At 61.6% G+C, this 17,343-nt stretch carries 14 protein-coding genes; 13 read left to right on the top strand and 1 reads right to left on the bottom strand.

Annotated elements, in window-relative coordinates; translation table 11 throughout:
• The first annotated feature begins 45 nt into the window (after positions 1–45).
• From lon to hemB, 11 genes are all read left to right on the top strand, one after another.
• Positions 46–2,487 (top strand): endopeptidase La, encoded by a 2,442-nt coding sequence (gene lon / locus H7B90_RS13320; RefSeq protein WP_185136374.1) that lies wholly within the window; start codon positions 46–48, stop codon positions 2,485–2,487.
• A 19-nt stretch (positions 2,488–2,506) separates the two neighbouring features.
• Positions 2,507–3,151 carry a ribosome biogenesis GTP-binding protein YihA/YsxC gene (gene yihA / locus H7B90_RS13315; protein ID WP_185136373.1) on the top strand — a complete coding sequence of 215 codons (645 nt, stop codon included), beginning with the start codon at positions 2,507–2,509 and terminating at the stop codon, positions 3,149–3,151.
• A gap of 155 nt (positions 3,152–3,306) precedes the next feature.
• Positions 3,307–3,897 (top strand): non-ribosomal peptide synthetase module, encoded by a 591-nt coding sequence (locus H7B90_RS13310; RefSeq protein ID WP_185136372.1) that lies wholly within the window; start codon positions 3,307–3,309, stop codon positions 3,895–3,897.
• Between the two features lie 168 nt (positions 3,898–4,065).
• Complete coding sequence (locus H7B90_RS13305) at positions 4,066–5,556, top strand: ABC transporter substrate-binding protein (protein WP_185136371.1); 1,491 nt, start codon at positions 4,066–4,068, stop codon at positions 5,554–5,556.
• 260 nt (positions 5,557–5,816) lie between these two features.
• On the top strand, positions 5,817–6,215 hold the full coding sequence (gene speD / locus H7B90_RS13300) for an adenosylmethionine decarboxylase (RefSeq protein ID WP_185136370.1): 399 nt from the start codon (positions 5,817–5,819) through the stop codon (positions 6,213–6,215).
• 267 nt (positions 6,216–6,482) lie between these two features.
• Positions 6,483–7,886, top strand: a complete 1,404-nt coding sequence (gene hemA, locus H7B90_RS13295; protein WP_185136369.1) for a glutamyl-tRNA reductase — start codon at positions 6,483–6,485, stop codon at positions 7,884–7,886.
• A gap of 43 nt (positions 7,887–7,929) precedes the next feature.
• Positions 7,930–8,751, top strand: coding sequence for a cytochrome C assembly family protein (locus H7B90_RS13290; protein WP_185136368.1), 822 nt, complete (start codon positions 7,930–7,932; stop codon positions 8,749–8,751).
• 42 nt (positions 8,752–8,793) lie between these two features.
• Positions 8,794–9,450, top strand: coding sequence for a precorrin-2 dehydrogenase/sirohydrochlorin ferrochelatase family protein (locus tag H7B90_RS13285; RefSeq protein ID WP_185136367.1), 657 nt, complete (start codon positions 8,794–8,796; stop codon positions 9,448–9,450).
• Between the two features lie 52 nt (positions 9,451–9,502).
• Positions 9,503–10,441: a hydroxymethylbilane synthase gene (hemC, locus tag H7B90_RS13280; protein WP_185136366.1), complete on the top strand. Its 939-nt coding sequence runs from the start codon at positions 9,503–9,505 to the stop codon at positions 10,439–10,441.
• Between the two features lie 3 nt (positions 10,442–10,444).
• Positions 10,445–11,998: a uroporphyrinogen-III C-methyltransferase gene (cobA, locus tag H7B90_RS13275; RefSeq protein ID WP_185136365.1), complete on the top strand. Its 1,554-nt coding sequence runs from the start codon at positions 10,445–10,447 to the stop codon at positions 11,996–11,998.
• Between the two features lie 24 nt (positions 11,999–12,022).
• On the top strand, positions 12,023–13,012 hold the full coding sequence (gene hemB, locus H7B90_RS13270; RefSeq protein WP_185136364.1) for a porphobilinogen synthase: 990 nt from the start codon (positions 12,023–12,025) through the stop codon (positions 13,010–13,012).
• A gap of 36 nt (positions 13,013–13,048) precedes the next feature.
• Here the strand turns inward: hemB and H7B90_RS13265 are convergent, their stop codons facing one another.
• On the bottom strand, positions 13,049–13,711 hold the full coding sequence (locus H7B90_RS13265; protein ID WP_185136363.1) for a Crp/Fnr family transcriptional regulator: 663 nt from the start codon (positions 13,709–13,711) through the stop codon (positions 13,049–13,051).
• 80 nt (positions 13,712–13,791) lie between these two features.
• Here H7B90_RS13265 and hemL point away from each other — a divergent pair, with 80 nt between their 5' ends.
• Together hemL and H7B90_RS13255 are read left to right on the top strand one after the other, a co-directional pair.
• A complete protein-coding gene (gene hemL, locus H7B90_RS13260) occupies positions 13,792–15,093 on the top strand; it encodes a glutamate-1-semialdehyde 2,1-aminomutase (RefSeq protein WP_185136362.1) in 1,302 nt (433 codons plus the stop codon).
• Between the two features lie 175 nt (positions 15,094–15,268).
• On the top strand, positions 15,269–16,816 hold the full coding sequence (locus H7B90_RS13255; RefSeq protein WP_260411004.1) for a LysM peptidoglycan-binding domain-containing protein: 1,548 nt from the start codon (positions 15,269–15,271) through the stop codon (positions 16,814–16,816).
• The last annotated feature ends 527 nt before the right edge of the window (positions 16,817–17,343 follow it).

Below are 17,343 nucleotides of genomic sequence, written 5' to 3'. Positions count from 1 at the left end.
GTACCTGTAAAGCGATAACCATTACATCCATGGAGGTGCCGGATCATGGGTTCGAACAAGTCCAAAAGCCGTTCATTGCCCCTATTGCCCTTGAGAGGACTTCTGGTGTACCCCAGCATGGTGCTCCATCTGGACGTAGGCCGGGAGAAGTCGGTCAAAGCGCTGGAACAATGCATGATCGACGACCACATGATCCTGCTCTGCTCGCAATCGGAAGTCAACATCGAAGAGCCGACCCAAGAGGACATCTACCGGGTCGGGACGATTGCGAAGGTCCGCCAAATGCTCAAGCTGCCCAACGGGACGATCCGCGTGCTGGTCGAAGGGGTCGTCCGTGCGGAGATAGAACAATATTTGCCCAACGATCAGTTCTACGAAGTCGTCGCCAGGGAGCTCCCGGAGACGATGGACGGCGATTCGGAGCTGGACGCGCTTATGCGCGCGGTGCTGAGCCAATTCGAGCACTACATCAATCTGTCCAAGAAGGTCACCCCCGAGACGCTGGCGGCCGTGTCCGACATCGAGCAGCCCGGACGCCTCGCCGACGTCATCACGAGCCATCTCTCGCTGAAGATCAAGGATAAGCAAGAGATTCTCGAGACGGTAGACGTGCGCGAACGCCTCGAGAAGCTGCTCGACTTCCTGAACAACGAGCGCGAAGTGCTCGAGCTGGAGCGCAAGATCAGCCAGCGCGTCAAGAAGCAGATGGAGAAGACGCAGAAGGAATATTACCTGCGCGAACAGATGAAGGCGATCCAGAAGGAGCTCGGCGAGAAGGAAGGCCGGGCCGGCGAGGTGGAGGAGCTCCGCAGCCAGCTCGCGGAAGCGAAGCTGCCGGAGAAGATCGCCGCGAAGGTCGAGAAGGAGATCGACCGGCTCGAGAAGATGCCGGCCTCTTCCGCCGAAGGCGCCGTCATCCGCACGTACGTGGAATGGCTGCTCGCCCTGCCGTGGAACAAGGAGACGGAGGACCATCTCGACATCGCCAAGGCGCAGGAGCTGCTGGAAGAGGAGCATGCCGGCCTCGACAAGCCGAAGGAGCGCGTGCTCGAATACCTCGCGGTCCAGCAGCTGGTGAAGAAGCTGAAGGGACCGATCCTCTGCTTCGTCGGCCCTCCGGGCGTCGGCAAGACGTCGCTCGGCCGCTCCGTCGCCAAGTCGCTCGGCCGCGAGTTCGTCCGCATCTCGCTCGGCGGCGTGCGCGACGAAGCGGAGATCCGCGGCCATCGCCGCACCTACGTCGGCGCGATGCCGGGCCGCATCATCCAGGGCATGCGCACCGCGGGCACGATGAACCCGGTGTTCCTGCTCGACGAGATCGACAAGATGGCGATGGACTTCCGCGGCGACCCGGCGTCGGCGATGCTGGAGGTGCTCGATCCGGAGCAGAACGCGACGTTCAGCGATCATTACATCGAGATGCCGTTCGACCTGTCGAAGGTCATGTTCATCACGACGGCCAACGCCGTTCACCATATCCCGCGGCCGCTGCTCGACCGGATGGAAGTGCTCTACATCCCCGGCTACACCGAGCTGGAGAAGCAGGAGATCGCGACGAAGCATCTGCTGCCGAAGCAGAAGCGGGATCACGGCCTGAGCGAGGAACAGCTCGTGCTCGAGCCGGACACCCTGCTTCAGCTCATCCGCGACTACACCCGGGAATCCGGCGTCCGTAACCTGGAGCAGCAGATCGCGTCGATCTGCCGCAAGGCCGCCAAGCTGATCGTGACGGAGCCGTCGGCCGCTCCCGTCGTCGTGGATAGCGCCAAGCTGAAGGAATTCCTCGGGCCGTCCAAGTTCCGGTACGGCATGGCGGAGCTCGAGGATCAGATCGGAGCCGTCACGGGCCTGGCCTGGACGGAAGTCGGCGGCGACACGCTCGTCATCGAAGTGAGCATCATGCCGGGCAGCGGCAAGCTGACGCTCACCGGCAAGCTCGGCGACGTCATGAAGGAATCGGCGCAGGCCGCCTTCAGCTATATTCGCAGCCGGGCCAAGGAATGGGGCATCGATCCCGCGTTCCACGAGAAGAACGACATTCACATTCACATTCCCGAAGGGGCCATCCCCAAGGACGGACCGTCCGCGGGCATCACGATGGCGACGGCTCTCGTCTCCGCGCTCACGGGACTTCGCGTCGACCGCCAGGTGGCGATGACGGGCGAGATCACGCTGCGCGGCCGCGTGCTTCCGATCGGCGGCCTCAAGGAGAAGTCGCTGGCGGCTCACCGGGCCGGCATCAAGAAGGTGCTGCTCCCGAAGGACAACGAGCGCGATCTGCGCGACGTTCCGGACAGCGTCAAGGCCGACATGACCTTCGTGCCGGTGGCGACGATGGACGAGGTGCTCAAGCACGCCCTGTCCGATCCGCTGCCCGCCCGCGAACCGCGCGAGGACGACGAGCCGTCGTTCGCGGCGGAGAACGCGGCGCTCCCGGCGACGGTCGAGGGCGAACGGGAGGACGTTCCCCCGCTCGGGACTCATTGACAGGAGATAACGCGACCTTATGAAGATCAAATCCAGCGAGTTCGTCATCAGCGCGGTCGGCCCGAAGCAGTATCCCGACGAAGGCTTGCCGGAGGTGGCGCTCGCGGGCCGCTCGAACGTAGGCAAATCCTCGCTGATCAACCGGATGCTGCTGCGCAAGAACCTGGCCCGCACGAGCTCCCAGCCGGGCAAGACGCAGCAGCTCAATTACTACCGCATCAACGGGGAGCTGTTCTTCGTGGACGTCCCCGGCTACGGCTACGCCAAGGTCTCCCGCACCGAGCGGGAGGCCTGGGGCCGGATGATCGAGAATTACCTGATGAACCGCGAGCCTCTTAAGCTCGTCATTCTGCTCGTGGACCTGCGGCATCCGCCGACGGCCCTGGACCGCTCGATGTACGACTGGCTGTCCCACTACGGCATCCCTCTCTGCGTGGTGGGCACGAAGGCCGACAAGCTGAGCCGCAGCCAGTTGCCGAAGCACGCGAAGCAGGTACGGGAGACGCTCGGGATGCCCAAGGGACAGCCGCTCGTCTTGTTCTCCTCCGAGACGGGCGCGGGAAGGGACGAATTATGGAGCATTATCGAGCAAGCGGCCGATTTGTCTCCAATCCCCCCCTCCGAACCGCAGAATGACCCGCAGGAAAGCGAGGATAACGGTTAAAAGCTCGCGAAGATTCCGGCAGGAATCGTTTTTTTCGGATATATCCGGGAAAATCGCGATCGGCCGGGAGGAAAGGTTCCCGGAATTATCGTATAATTATAAGCAAAACAGGAAGCCAGTCGCCTTCGCGACAAAATGGAATTGAGGAGATTTCTATGGCTCAACGCGTAGCCACGGAGTATGTCAGCGCCAGCTTCACCGTAACCGAAGCGGAAATGCCTATTCTTATCTCGATGTGCGAAGCCCAGCAGCTGCGGCTGCAAGTGTTCGTATTGGATAACGGGAATCACGAGGTCGTGCTTACGGACGATGCCGGCGGCGAAGCGATCCGCCTGACCTTCGAACGAAGCGACGGGAAGTTCTTATGCGTCATGTCCTGCCGGGTCGTGCAGCTCAAGCTGACCAACGCGCTTCGCAAGCTGGTCGCTACCTTCAAGGGCGATGCGGTCGTCAACCGGATCTACCAAGGATACACGATGATCTACCATTACATGAAGGGAATGGTCGTCCGGATCGTCGAGAACAAGGACGGCGAGCTGCGTACGGTCTTCGAGCACCGGGATACGCTCGGCTGGATGGAAGCCCAATTCAAGCGCCGGACGGTAGAAGAGGAGATCCGAATTCTCCGACGCTCCGTCAACGAGCTTCTCGATCGAAGGAACCGTTCGGAATCGGACTCCGAGATCGCGGATATCGACGAGAGGCTTAAGCATCACAGCCGATTGCTGTTCGCTCTGGAAGCGTAGCTTCGTTTACTCCATTTATACGGAACGCCAGGTCTGCCGGTTCGCCGGCAGGCTATTTTTTTGCCTTTATTTAGGCCGGCTGCGGGCGGTTAAGACAAAGTTAAGAAACTATTCCCTCTCCTTGATCGTAATTACCATGGAAAATAATAACACGAGGGGGCTGTTCCGGTGAGAAAACGAATGATGGGGCTGGCCGGCGTTCTGCTGCTGTCGGGGCTGCTGGCAAGCTGCAGCGGCGGCGGAGGCGGAGAGGACAAGCTCAAGGCGCTCGGCAAGGACGACAAAGCGACGATCAAGGTCATGTTCTGGGACGAGAATTACTTCTTCCAGGAATACGGCAGCTTGTTCATCAGCAAGTATCCGAACATCGACGTGGAAGTCGCGAATATGCAGACATTGTACTCGGATGGGTATTCCGAAGACAACTTCGAGAAATTCGTGGAGGAGCATAAGCCGGACGTGCTGATGCTCAACTCCGACCAGTACGAGAAGTGGGCGCAGGACGGCAAGCTGTATGCGCTGGACTCCGTTATCGAGCAGGACAAGTACGACACGGAGACGATCCATCCCGCCATTCTGAAGCTGCTGAGGGATAAAGGGAACGGGAAGCTGTACGGCCTGTCTCCGAAGTTCAGCAGCAACGCGTTGTTCTACAACATCGATCTGTTCAAAAAGTACGGGATCGAGCCGCCGAAAGACTCGATGAGCTGGAGCGAGGTGCTCGAGCTGGCCAAGCGATTCCCGACCGGCGGCGACGAGAAGGACCGCGTCTACGGATTCGGCACCCAGCAAGGCAGCACGCCGTTCAATATGCTCTGGACGATCGCCATGACGGACGGGCTTCGCGTTCTGAACCCGGACGGGACCCAGGTCACTCTGTCGGGCGAAGGCTGGAAGCGGGACATGGAGATGGTCGTCGAAGCCATCAAGTCCAAAGCCGTATACAACCCGTCGCTCGACAACCCGACCAGCTTCACGATGCAGGATTATTATATGCAGGATCCGTTCATCTCGGGCAAAGCGGCCATGATGGTCGATTATCCCTACAAAGTGTCGAACATCAAGGGAGCCAAATCGGCGGTCAAAGATTTCAAAGGATTGAATTGGGGGCTCGTCACCGCTCCGGTCGATCCGAACAACCGCAACCAGAGCAAGACGTTCAACGTCAGCAGCATTATGGCGGTCAACGCCCAATCGCCCAACTTGAGGGCCGCTTGGGAATTCGTGAAATACGTGAACAGCGAAGATTTCGCCCGGGTGAAGTCGAAGTCGTCGGCTTCGGGAGACCTTCTGTCCAGAACGGCGTTCAACAAGGAAGCGGACGGAGTCAGTCTGGAGCCGTTCTATAAGCTGGAACCCGCGGCGGATATGACGACCGGATTGGAGAACTCCCCGGGCAACTTCTACGGCATTCTATCTCAATTGGTCGACGAGCAGCTCAAAGCCGTCATCGACGACAAGAAGTCGATCGACGAAGCCATGAAGGAGATTCAGGAGAAGGCGCAGGCCGCGCTCGTGGAAGAGAACCGGAAGAAGAAGGAAGAAGAGGCCGCGAAGAACGCGGAATCGCCGGCCCCGCCGGCTTCCGCTTCGGCCTCTGCTTCGGCCTCCGGATCGGCTTCGCCCGAGACCTCCGGGGAGTCCTCGACGGCGGAATAACCTCGCAGCGGGAAAGGCGTCCGCGCCGCATAACGACGGGGCGGAAGCCGTCCTCTCCCGACGGGACGACAGCTGAAAAAAACAGTTGCAATTCGGGGGGATAGATGTTATTTTTATTTTCGTTGACAACACAATAGGAACCAGGATTCACTCAGGAACGGATTGCGAGAGTGTGCAAATTCCCTCGAGAAGTGAATGACGTAGGTCCTAGCGGATGAAATCAGCTTCACATTTTATTCCTAGGAAGGGGGAACCGAAGGGTGGAATACTCTACTTTCGGACGACACGTTGCGGTTGATGCTTGGGGAGTCGAATTCGACATTCTGAACAACGCGGGGTTGCTCCAATCGCACATGGTTGAAGCCGCCGAGGCGTGCGGCGCTACCGTTCTCTCGGTGCAGGCCAAACAATTCGAGCCTCAAGGCGCGACGGTTCTCGTACTGTTGTCGGAGAGCCATCTCTCCATTCACACGTATCCTGAGAGAGGATTCGCCGCGATCGATTGCTACACTTGCGGCGAGACGGTCGATCCTCAATTGGCGATCGACTACCTGGTTAGCGTACTCAAGCCGACGAGCGCTTATGCCAAGAAGCTTGTTCGCGGATTGGGCGAGATGAAGGTCGAAGATCCGGTCATGAAGCAAGCCGAGTTGGTCTGATCGAGATCGGGCGACCGATGAAGCTGGTTTATATTCAAGCCATGGGGATTTTCCCGTGGCTTTTTTGATTGCGGCGACGGCCGCGGATTCGCGGAAGGGAATAGGAAGCGTCTGATTCGCCCACAATAGGGAAATAACGGATAGGCGAGCGCCCAAGTTCGCAAAGTTTTCAAGAAATCTTTTCATCGCCTCCGATCACTTGTGCTATAATGATTGTTGACTTGCTGGCGAGCCCCATAATCCATACGGAAAGGCAGGTGATGGCTCGTGCATCTGATCGTTGTCGGTTTGAATTACCGGACGGCGCCCGTCGAAGTTCGGGAACGCTTCGCGTTGTCGGAGCAGGAGCTTCCTGAGGCGCTTCAGGCGCTAAGGCGGACGACGGGCATCCTCGAAGGCGTCGTCGTGGCCACTTGCAACCGTACGGAGATTTACGCGGTCGTCGACCGGCATACTTTGTGCGGGCATTATATCCGCTCCTTCATGGAGCAATGGTTCAAGATTCCGCGTACGGAATTCAACCCCTACTTGTTCATGTACGAGGACGAGAAGGCGATCGAGCATCTGTTCCGGGTGACGAGCGGCTTGGATTCGATGGTCATCGGCGAGACGCAGATTCTCGGGCAGGTGCGGGACGCGTTCCTGCTCTCGCAGAAGCTGGGCGCGACCGGAACGCTGTTCAACAAGCTGTTCAAGCAAGCCGTGACTCTCGCCAAGAGAGCTCACAACGAGACGTCGATCGGAGAGAACGCGGTCTCCGTCAGCTACGCGGCCGTCGAGCTGGGCAAGCGGATCTTCGGACGCTTCGACAACAAGAAGGTCATGATCCTCGGCGCGGGCAAGATGAGCGAGTTGACGGCCCGGCACTTGAGCGCCAACGGAGCGAAGGAAGTTCTCGTCGTGAACCGGACGCTCGCGAGAGCCGAGGAGCTGGCGAAGAAGTTCGACGGGGTGGCGCTGTCCATGGACGAAGCGCTGGCCCGGCTGCACGAAGCGGACATCGTCATCAGCAGCACGGGAGCGGATCGGTTCGTCCTGACCCGCGACAGCGTCGAAGCGGCGATGACTCGCCGGAAGATGAAGCCGATGTTCCTCATCGACATCGCCGTGCCCCGCGACATCGAGCCGGCCTGCTCGACGCTGAGCAACGTCTACCTGTACGACATCGACGATCTGGAAGGCATCGTGGAGACGAACATGGCCAATCGCCGGAAGGAAGCGGTCGCCATCGAGAAGATGATCGCCGAAGAGCAGGAAGCTTACTTGCAATGGTACGCGACGCTCGGCGTCGCTCCGCTTATCCGGGGCCTGCAGGAGAAGACCGCGTCGGTGCACGAGCAGACGATGGAGAGCCTGCTGCGGAAGCTTCCGGAGCTGGACGAGCGGCAGATCAAGGTCATCCGCAAGCTGACCAAGAGCATGCTGAATCAAGTGATTCACGATCCGATCCTGAGAGTGAAGGAGATGTCCGCCGAGAAGCGCTCGGAAGCGGCCATGAGCATGTTCGTCCAGATGTTCGCGCTGGAGGACGAGGTCGCCCGGATTCAGGCGGAGATGAAGGCCGAGGAGAAGGCGCGCGCCGCGGCGGCGGCCGAGACGGACGCCAAGCCGGCCGAGAAGACGGCGGAAGCTCCCGGGATACTCTCCCAACTGGCCGGCGCGCTTCGCTGACGAGGCGCGCGTGCCCGTGACGGGATGCGGGAGGGACGCCAAGATGTTGACGAATGACTGGTTAACCGATGCCGTATTGTATATTTACGCCCTGAGCCTGTTGTTCTTCGTATCCGATGCCGCGTACGGCAAGCGGAATGGAAGGCGGATAGGAACAGGGCTGCTTGTTTTCGTATGGATTCTGCAGACCGCGTTCCTGCTCGATCTGCTCGTCAACCGCTTCGCCGTACCGAAGGTGACGCTTCAGGAATACGTTTTTTTCGTCTCGTGGCTGCTCGTGTCGTTGTCGCTGATCATCCACCGCTTCATGCGGGCGGAGTTGCTCGTCCTGCTCGTGAACGCCGTCGGCTTCGCCGTGCTCGGGCTGAATCTGCTGGAGCGTCCCCAGAAGCAGATCGCGCTCGCTCCGGGAGAAGTGGCGCACCGGCTGCTCGTCGTTCATATCAGCCTGATTACGCTGGCGTTCGTCATGCTGACGCTGTCGGCCATTCTATGCGGGATGCATCTGTTCCTGGACAATCGGTTGAAAAGGAAGAAGTGGGGGGCCTTCATGAACCGGATGCCCAGCCTCGAGACGATCGACCGGTACGCGTTCCGCACGGGAGTCGTCGGAGTGCCGCTTCTTCTTCTCGCCTTGTCGACCGGCACCGCCGCCTTGCTCGTCGAGGGCCGTTATTCGGACCTGTTGGACGAGAAGGTGCTGCTGTCGTTCGTCGCCGGCGCGATCTATGTTTTCTACTTGCTGAGAAGGGTAACCCACCGGGTCGACGGAGCGAAGATCGCCAGATGGAATTGGGCGGGCTACGCGCTGCTGGTGGCGGACTTCTTCGCGAATTCGCTCTCCTCGTTCCATCGGTGGGTATAGTCGGTGCCGGTGCGGGAAAATAGGCTTGCTGGGGGGATCACGATGCCGGGCGGATATCCCGTTCTGTTCCATGTCGAAGGCCGGCGCTGCGTCATCGCCGGAGGAGGGGCCGTCGCCGAGAGGAAGGCGGCGGGCCTTCTCGAAGCGGGAGCCGACGTGCTCGTCGTCGCTCCCGGCTTGTCCCTCCGGCTCCGCGAATGGGCGGAGCAGGGGACGATTCGCGCCGAAGCCCGGGAAGTTCGGGCTTCGGATCTGGACGGCGCGGCGCTCGCGTTCGCCGCGACCGACCGGCCGGACGTGAACCGGTGGTTCGCGTCCGAAGCGAGGAGCCGCGGCATCCCCGCGAACGTCGCGGACGACGGCGAAGCCGGCGACTTCGTGACGCCGGCCGTCGTCCGGCGGGGCGACTTCGTGCTGGCCGTCTCCGCCTCGGGGGCGGGGCCGGCGCTGTCCGCGCGCGTCGCCCGCGAGCTGGCGGAGCGGTACGGGCCCGAATACGCCGAGCTGACGGCGATTCTGCGGAAGGTGCGCGAAGCGGTCAAAGCGGGCGTCCCCGATCCCGCGGAGCGAAGACGTCTGCTCGGCGCCGCGGCGACCGACGAAGCGATCCGCCTCTGGCTGTCCGCGCCGCCGGCCGGCGAAGAGCCCGAACGGCTGCTTCGGGAGCTGCGGAAGCTGGCCGACTCGAGTCAGCTCTAGAAATGGTATAATCTTCTTATTGCGATCCAGGACTTACATACGGGAGGACGCCATGCGCACCATTATTGTCGGAAGCCGCCAGAGCGCGCTGGCCTTGACGCAGACCGGTCAGACGATCGACCTGCTCAAGGCGATCTGCGCCGAAGCCGGCTTGCCTTATACGTTCGAAGTGAAGCCGATCGTGACCCGGGGAGACCGGATCCTGGACGTTACTTTATCCAAGGTCGGGGGGAAGGGCTTGTTCGTCAAGGAGATCGAGCAGGCGCTGCTGGACGGGGAGATCGATTGCGCCGTCCACAGCATGAAGGACATGCCCTTCGATTTGCCGGAGGGCCTTACGATTGGAGCCGTCCCGAAGCGGGAAGATCCCCGCGACGTTCTGATCAGCCTTCAAGGCTATAATCTGCAGAGCCTGCCGCAAGGAGCCAAAGTCGGCACGAGCAGCCTGCGGCGCGGAGCGCAGCTGCAGGCCCGCCGTCCCGACCTGCGGATCGAATCGCTGCGGGGCAACATCGATACGCGGCTGAAGAAGCTCGAGACCGAAGGCTTCGACGCCATCCTGCTCGCGGCGGCGGGGTTGCGCCGAATGGGCTGGGGAGACCGCATCACGAATTACCTCGACCCTGAGGACTGCTTGCCGGCGGTCGGCCAAGGGGCGCTGGCGATTGAATGCCGCGAGGCCGACGCCGACGTCATGGACTTGCTGTCGAGGCTGAACGATGCCAAGACGGAGCGAGCGGTGCGGGCGGAGCGGCGCTTCCTCGGCTTGCTCAACGGAGGGTGCCAGGTTCCGATCGGAGCCTACGCCGAGGCCGAATCCGGAGACGAAGGCTCGGCCATTCGCCTGACCGCCATGGTCGCTTCCCCGGACGGCAGCGTGTTCCTGCGGACCGAAGCGAGCGGCACCGATCCGGAAGCCGTCGGCTCCGGCGCGGCGAACGACCTGCTCTCTCGAGGCGCCGCGCGAATCTTGGACGAAGCGAGGGAATAACCGATGGCCAAGGGCAAAGTCTATTTGGTCGGGGCCGGGCCCGGCGATCCGAAGCTGATTACGGTTCGCGGCCTGGAGGCGCTCCGGCGCTCCGAGGTCGTCGTATACGACCGCTTGGCCGGCCCCCAGCTGCTGGGCCAGATCGGCCAAGCGGCGGAGAGAATCTACGTCGGCAAGCGGCCGGACCGCCACACGATGAAGCAAGAGGAGATCAATCAGCTGCTTGTGGACTTGGCCCTTCAAGGCAAGACGGTGTGCCGCCTGAAGGGCGGGGACCCGACGGTGTTCGGGCGCGTCGGGGAAGAGGCCGAGCTGCTCAAGAAGAACGGAATTCCTTACGAGATCATACCCGGCATCACGTCCGCGATCGCCGTTCCGGCTTACGCCGGCATCCCGGTCACGCATCGCGACCTGGCCTCATCCTTCTCCGTCATTACCGGTCACGAGAGTCCGGACAAGCTGGACCGCTCCATTCAATGGGACAAGGTGACCAACGCCACCGGGACGCTGGTGTTCCTGATGGGCGTCGCGAAGATCGGCTACATCAGCGAGCAGTTGATTAAGCACGGCCGGCCGCCGTCGACGCCGGTCGCGCTCGTCCGTTGGGGAACCCGCGCGGAGCAGGCGACGCTGACCGGGACGCTCGAGAATATCGAGGCGAAGGTGAGAGAGGCCGATTTTCAACCGCCGGCGGTCATCGTCGTCGGCGACGTCGTTCGCCAGCGGGAGGAGCTGCGTTGGGTCGAGGACAAGCCGCTGTTCGGGCAGCGGGTGCTCGTGACCCGCGCCCGGGCGCAGGCGAGCGAGCTGTCCGCTCGCATCGACGAGCTGGGCGGAGAGCCGTACGAATATCCGGTCATCGAGGCGAAGATGTCGGAGGATCCGGCGGTTCATGAGGCGGTAAAGGCCGCGCTGGCGGAAGCGGAGACGTATGACTGGGTCATCCTGACGAGCGTGAACGGCGTCGACTTCTTCTTCCGCTGGCTGGAGTTGTGCGGGGTCGACGTCCGCAGGCTGCATCGCGCCGAATTCGCGGCCGTCGGTCCCGCGACCGCGGCCGCTCTGAAGGCGCGGGGCATTATCGCCAGCGCGCTGCCGGAGAAGTTCCTCGCCGAAGGGCTGCTGGACAGCCTCGCTTCGAGGCTGAAGCCTGGACAGAAGGCGCTGCTGCCGAGAGGCGACCTCGCGCGCGCTTGGCTTCCGCAGGAGCTGCGGAAGCTCGGACTGACCGCCGTCGAGCTCGACGTTTACGAGAACGTTCTGACGGCGCCCAAGGACGATTTTCTGCTTGAGGTGCTGAGAGAGGGAGGCATTCACGCCATTACCTTCACGAGCTCCTCGACGGTAACGAATCTGCTCGAAGCGCTGCGGCGATCGGGCGCGGAGCGGCCCGAGGAGCTGCTGCGCGGCATCGATATCGCGTGCATCGGGCCCATCACGGCCAAGACGGCCGAGGAGAACGGCCTGACCGTGACGGCGTGCGCGGAGCCTTCGACGATCGAAGGGCTCGTGCAGGCGCTCGTCCGGTGCAACCAAGCGCGCAATAAGAGACAATAACCGAATCGGAGGGAGCGAATCGACATGGCATTTCCGATCACGAGACATCGCCGGCTTCGCCGGACGGCCGCCCTGCGCGGCATGGTCAGGGAGAACTATCTTCACGCGAACGATCTGATCGCGCCGATCTTCGTCATTCACGGACAGAATATCAAAAACGAAATTCCGTCGATGCCCGGCGTTTATCAATGGTCGATCGACCGGCTGCCCGAAGAGATCGCCGAGCTTCGCGAAGCGGGCATCGGAGCGGTGCTCCTGTTCGGCATTCCGGAGCACAAGGACAGCGTCGGCACCGGCGCGTACGAAGAAGCGGGCATTGTGCAGCAAGCGACGCGCCGGATCAAGGAGCTCGCTCCCGAGCTGGTCGTCATCGCCGACACCTGCCTGTGCGAGTTCACGGATCACGGGCATTGCGGCATCGTTCACCGCGTCGGGAACGAGGCGATCGTCGACAACGACGAATCGCTCGAGGTTCTCGTCAAGACGGCCGTATCCCAAGCCGCCGCGGGAGCCGACATTATCGCGCCTTCCAACATGATGGACGGCTTCGTGGCGGCCATTCGCCAAGGTTTGGACGAGGCGGGCTTCGAGGACATTCCGATCCTGTCATACGCCGTGAAGTACTCCTCCGCGTATTACGGCCCGTTCCGGGAAGCCGCCCAATCGGCTCCCCAATTCGGGGACCGCAAGACGTATCAGATGGACCCGGCGAACGCGCGGGAAGCGCTTCGCGAGGCGCAATCGGACATCGAAGAAGGCGCGGACATGCTGATGGTCAAGCCGGGACTGGCGTTCCTGGATATCGTGCGTCTGCTGAAGGATCGCTTCGACCTGCCGGTCGCGATCTACAACGTCAGCGCGGAATATTCGATGGTGAAGGCGGCGGCGATCCAAGGCTGGATCGACGAGAAGGCGATCGTCCTCGAGACGCTCACCGGAATGAAGCGCGCGGGGGCCGACGTGATCATCACGTATCACGCGAAGGACGCCGCGCGCTGGCTGCGGGGAGAATAAGTCCGTACCGGGAGAAGGAGCCGAAGGCGGATCCGGTCAATTCCTCAGCTTGGCGAGATTGAGCTTGTATTCGTTCAGGCCGAACTGCAGGACGCCGCGGCTCTCCAGCTCCCTCAGAACGTCGGACAACACGGACTTGGACACGCCGGCCATCTGGGCCAGCTCGTCGTAATTCAGCGGGATGTGGATGTAGATAAACATGCCGTCTCTCTTGCCGTGCTGGTTCGCGAGAAGGATCAGGTTCTTCAGGACGCGCGTGCGGTCGTCGAGGAACGTCAGATCGTTGACGTGCTCGTTCGTCTGGCGCAGCCGGCGGCTCAGCTCGGCGAGAATGCCGCGGGTGATATCGAAGTGGGCTTCGAGCAGATTCATAAAAGCGTCGTTGACGATCTCGAGCACGAGAGTCGTCTCGAGCGTCTGCGCGGACGCCGAGCGAGGCCGGCCGTCCAGCAGGGCGAGCTCTCCGAAGCTGTCTCCGGCGGCGACGACCGACAGGATCTTCTCTTCGCCGGAAGCGCTGCGGGTATAGAGCTTGATAGAGCCGCTAAGAACGACGTAGAAGATCGAGCCGGGATCCTTCTCATGGAACAGGACGGTGCCGGTCGATAAGCTTCTGCGCTGAGCGATCCGAAGCACGTGCTCCAGTTGCTCGTCGGTCAGGCTGTCGAACAGCGACACCTTGCGCAGCCATTGGATCATTCATGATTCCTCCACTCTTTATGTATCCGGCTTAAGTGTACCATAGCCTTTTCCAATTCTGATAGTAGGATGTGACGACAATGACCGAAAATCGTCGAATTCGCTCCGATTCTCGTTCCAAGGAAGCCTTCGAACGGGCCAAGCGCTCGATCCCCGGAGGAGTCAACAGCCCGGTCCGGGCGTTTAAGTCCGTCGGATTGACGCCGCTCGTCATCGAGAGCGGAGCCGGCAGCCGGATTACCGATATCGACGGGCAAACCTATATCGATTACGTTCTCTCCTGGGGTCCTTTGATCGTCGGCCACGCCCATCCGGAAGTCGTCGAAGCGATCCAGCGCACCGCGGCCAAAGGAACGAGCTTCGGAGCCCCGACCGAGCTGGAGACGGCGATGGCCGAGCTCGTCTGCGAACGGATGCCGTCGGTCGAGGTCGTGCGCATGGTCAACTCGGGCACCGAAGCGACGATGAGCGCCTTGCGGCTGGCCCGCGGGTTCACCGGCCGCAGCAAGATCCTGAAGTTCGAAGGCTCCTATCACGGCCATGCGGACAGCTTGCTGATCAAGGCGGGGTCCGGCGTCGCCACCTTGGGGCTTCCCGACAGTCCGGGCGTGCCGGAGAGCGTCGCCACGCATACGATCACGGTACCGTATAACGACCTGGAATCGGTCAAGCTCGCCTTCGAGCGGTACGGCGAAGAGATTGCCGCCGTTATCGTCGAGCCCGTCGCCGGGAACATGGGCGTCGTGCCTCCGCTGCCCGGCTTCCTGCAAGGGCTTCGGGACGTGACGACGAAGTACGGGGCGCTGCTCATCTTCGACGAGGTCATGACCGGCTTCCGCGTCGGCTATCACAGCGCGCAAGGGCTGTACAAGATTACGCCGGATTTGACCTGCATGGGCAAAGTGATCGGCGGCGGGCTTCCGGTCGGCGCCTATGGAGGCCGTCGCGACATCATGGAGAAGGTCGCTCCCGTGGGCCCGATCTATCAGGCCGGCACGCTGTCGGGCAACCCGCTGGCGATGGCGGCCGGGTATGCCACCCTTAAGCTGATGACGGAATCGCAATATGCCCTTCTCGAGAGGCTGGCGGTCCGGCTTCATGCCGGCCTGGAACGGAGCGCGAAGGAATACGGCATTCCGCTGACGATCAATCGCGTCGGCTCCATGATCTGTCCGTTCCTTACGGACAAGCATGTCATCAACTTCGAGACGGCCCGCCTGTCGAACGCCGAGCGATTCCGCACCGTGTTCGCCCGCCTGTTGGACGAGGGAGTCAACATTCCGCCATCTCCGTTCGAGGGCTGGTTCTTGTCCACCGCGCATACCGAGGACGACATCGACGCTTCGGTCGAAGCATTCCGGAAGGCGCTGTCCAAATTTTAAGCCCGCAACAGTCCCGCAGCCTCTCCGAATCGGCGTACATACGCCGGATCGGGGAGGCTGCTTGCGTTCGGCGCGTCTGATAGGCATGCCCGACTGTCGGCGGCATATAGATAAGTAGTAAGCTGTGCCTGCCCTGCGCGCACAGGGGCGTCTAGCCGAAAGGAGGACAAATGTCTTGACGGAATCGTTGAACGGGTTGCGATTCGATATTTACGAAAGGGTTCATCTGCCGGAAGACGTAGCCGCCATCGACGAACTGGAAGAGATCGAGCTCGTACCCCACATGCAGGCCATCTCCTTGGAAGACCAGATCGTTCTAAGAGGTCATCTGCTGCTGACCGCTTCTTACCGAACGCCGGACGAGCGCTCCGACCTGCATCCTCTGGAGCACTGGATACCGGTGGAGATCTCCTTGCCGCCCAGCCGCGTGGAGAAGCTGGAGGATTTGGCGGTGGAGATCGACAACTTCGACGTCGACCTGCTCTCGTCCCGCTCGCTTAACGTGACGGGCGTGCTCGGGTTGAAAGGGCTGCAGGTCGCAGCGCCGCAAACGCCGGTGTGGCGGGAAGACGGCTTCACCATCGTGCATCAAGCGCCGGGGGAACCGGAAGTGCCGTTCGGCGAGTCCGACGTCCGCGAGGGTTACCTGAGCCGACAGCGCTCCGAAGCCGGACAAGACGGGCCGCAGGACCCGGCCGTCCGATTGCCGGAGCCCGCAGGACGACCGGAACCGGCGGCGCCCGAGGAAGCGCCTTCGGCGTACTACGAGAGCGAAGCGTCGGCCGCTCCGCCCGTTCAGCCGGACCATCCGTACGCGGCTTATTCGGCTTACGGGGCCGGATACGCTCCCCAGCCGCCGGAAGCTCCGTACCGGCCTCCGAGTCCGGAGCCCCAGGCGCCTAGCGCGTCCGGCGAAAGCCCCGGCAACGAAGAGCCGGAGCCCCGGTCTCCGTACTCTCCGTACGGAGCGAAGGATGACCTGCGACAACGGGAACCGTGGTACCCGTATGCTTCGTACGGGGGAACAGGGAGCGCGAATCCCGATGTCCCCACGTATTCTTCTTATGAGCCGGCAGAAGACGTTCGCCCGGAACCGGCGCATCCGAATGCTCCATACGGGGCTCAGGAGAACGCGATCCCGGAATTCGATCCGGTGAACGCTCCGTATGCGGGCAACGAGCCGCCCGCTCCGTCCTTCCTTCCTTATAAGCCGATCGGGAGCGCGCGGGAAGAGGCTTGGGGCGACGTCACCCAGGAGCGGCTGGAGTCGGACGGAAGGGCGGAACCGGAATGGCAGCAAGACGTTCTACCGGAGGAGAAGCCGGAGCTCAAGGTGGCGCTAAATGCCAAGCCGCCGTCGCAATCCGTCCCTTCCGCCTCTTCCGGCGTAGGGCTGCTGTCCCAAATCGGAGATAGAGGCGCGAGACGGGAATCCGAGCTTCGGTCGGCGGCGGAGGAAGCTCAGCAAGCTGCGCTGGCGGCGAACGCGGCTCCCGCCTATTCGGCGGAAACGTCCGGCGACGAGATCGAATGGACCCGCTTGTTCCTGTCCAAGAGCACCGAATCGCAGCCGTTCCGCAAGGTCAAAATTTGCATCGTGCAGAGAGAAGATACGCTCGACGCCATCGCGGCCCGCTATAACGTCCAGCTGCGAGAGCTCCAGCTTCACAACCGCCTTGCCGACCCCCACGTGACGGAAGGGCAAGTCATCTATATCCCTTGAAGCGAGATTGGGGTTGCTTCATGATCGATCCTTCCGGTTCCGCAGTTTTAATGCGGAGCCGGAAGGCTTTTTTTTTCGGCCCACGAGTCCAGGCGAATGTCACGGGTTTCTCCCCGCTTTTAGGCTTATCCCCTCTCCTCAGTCGGCCTTCGTCTCCCCTCAGTCGGCTATCGTATCCCCCCCAGTCGGTCTTCGTCGAACGGGTTCGGGAGCGGGTTCCGTTTCAGGCACAAGCTCCGGTTCAGGTTCGGGTTCCGGCTCAGGCACAGGCTTCGGTTCAGGTTCGGGTTCAGGTTCGGGTTCAGGCTCAGGTTCAGATTAGATTCCGGTTCAGGCTCAGGTGCAGTTTCGGTTTCTGGTTTGGGTTTGAGAATAGAATCTGGTCGTAGAGGGGATCGTTCTGGAATGAAATAAGTAACGGAGGTGGGATCAGGTTCTGAAATGGTATAGAAGGAGCGGGATTAGGTGACGCGAATAGGCTCGAGATTGCAGTCGAACTGGTACGGGATTGGGTTCAAGCTTGAGTC

Origin of the sequence: Cohnella xylanilytica, assembly GCF_014212175.1 — a bacterium.
GTDB lineage: Bacteria > Bacillota > Bacilli > Paenibacillales > Paenibacillaceae > Cohnella > Cohnella xylanilytica.
The sequence above is the reverse complement of the archived record's forward strand: the minus strand, read 5'-3'. Positions and strand labels throughout refer to the sequence as shown.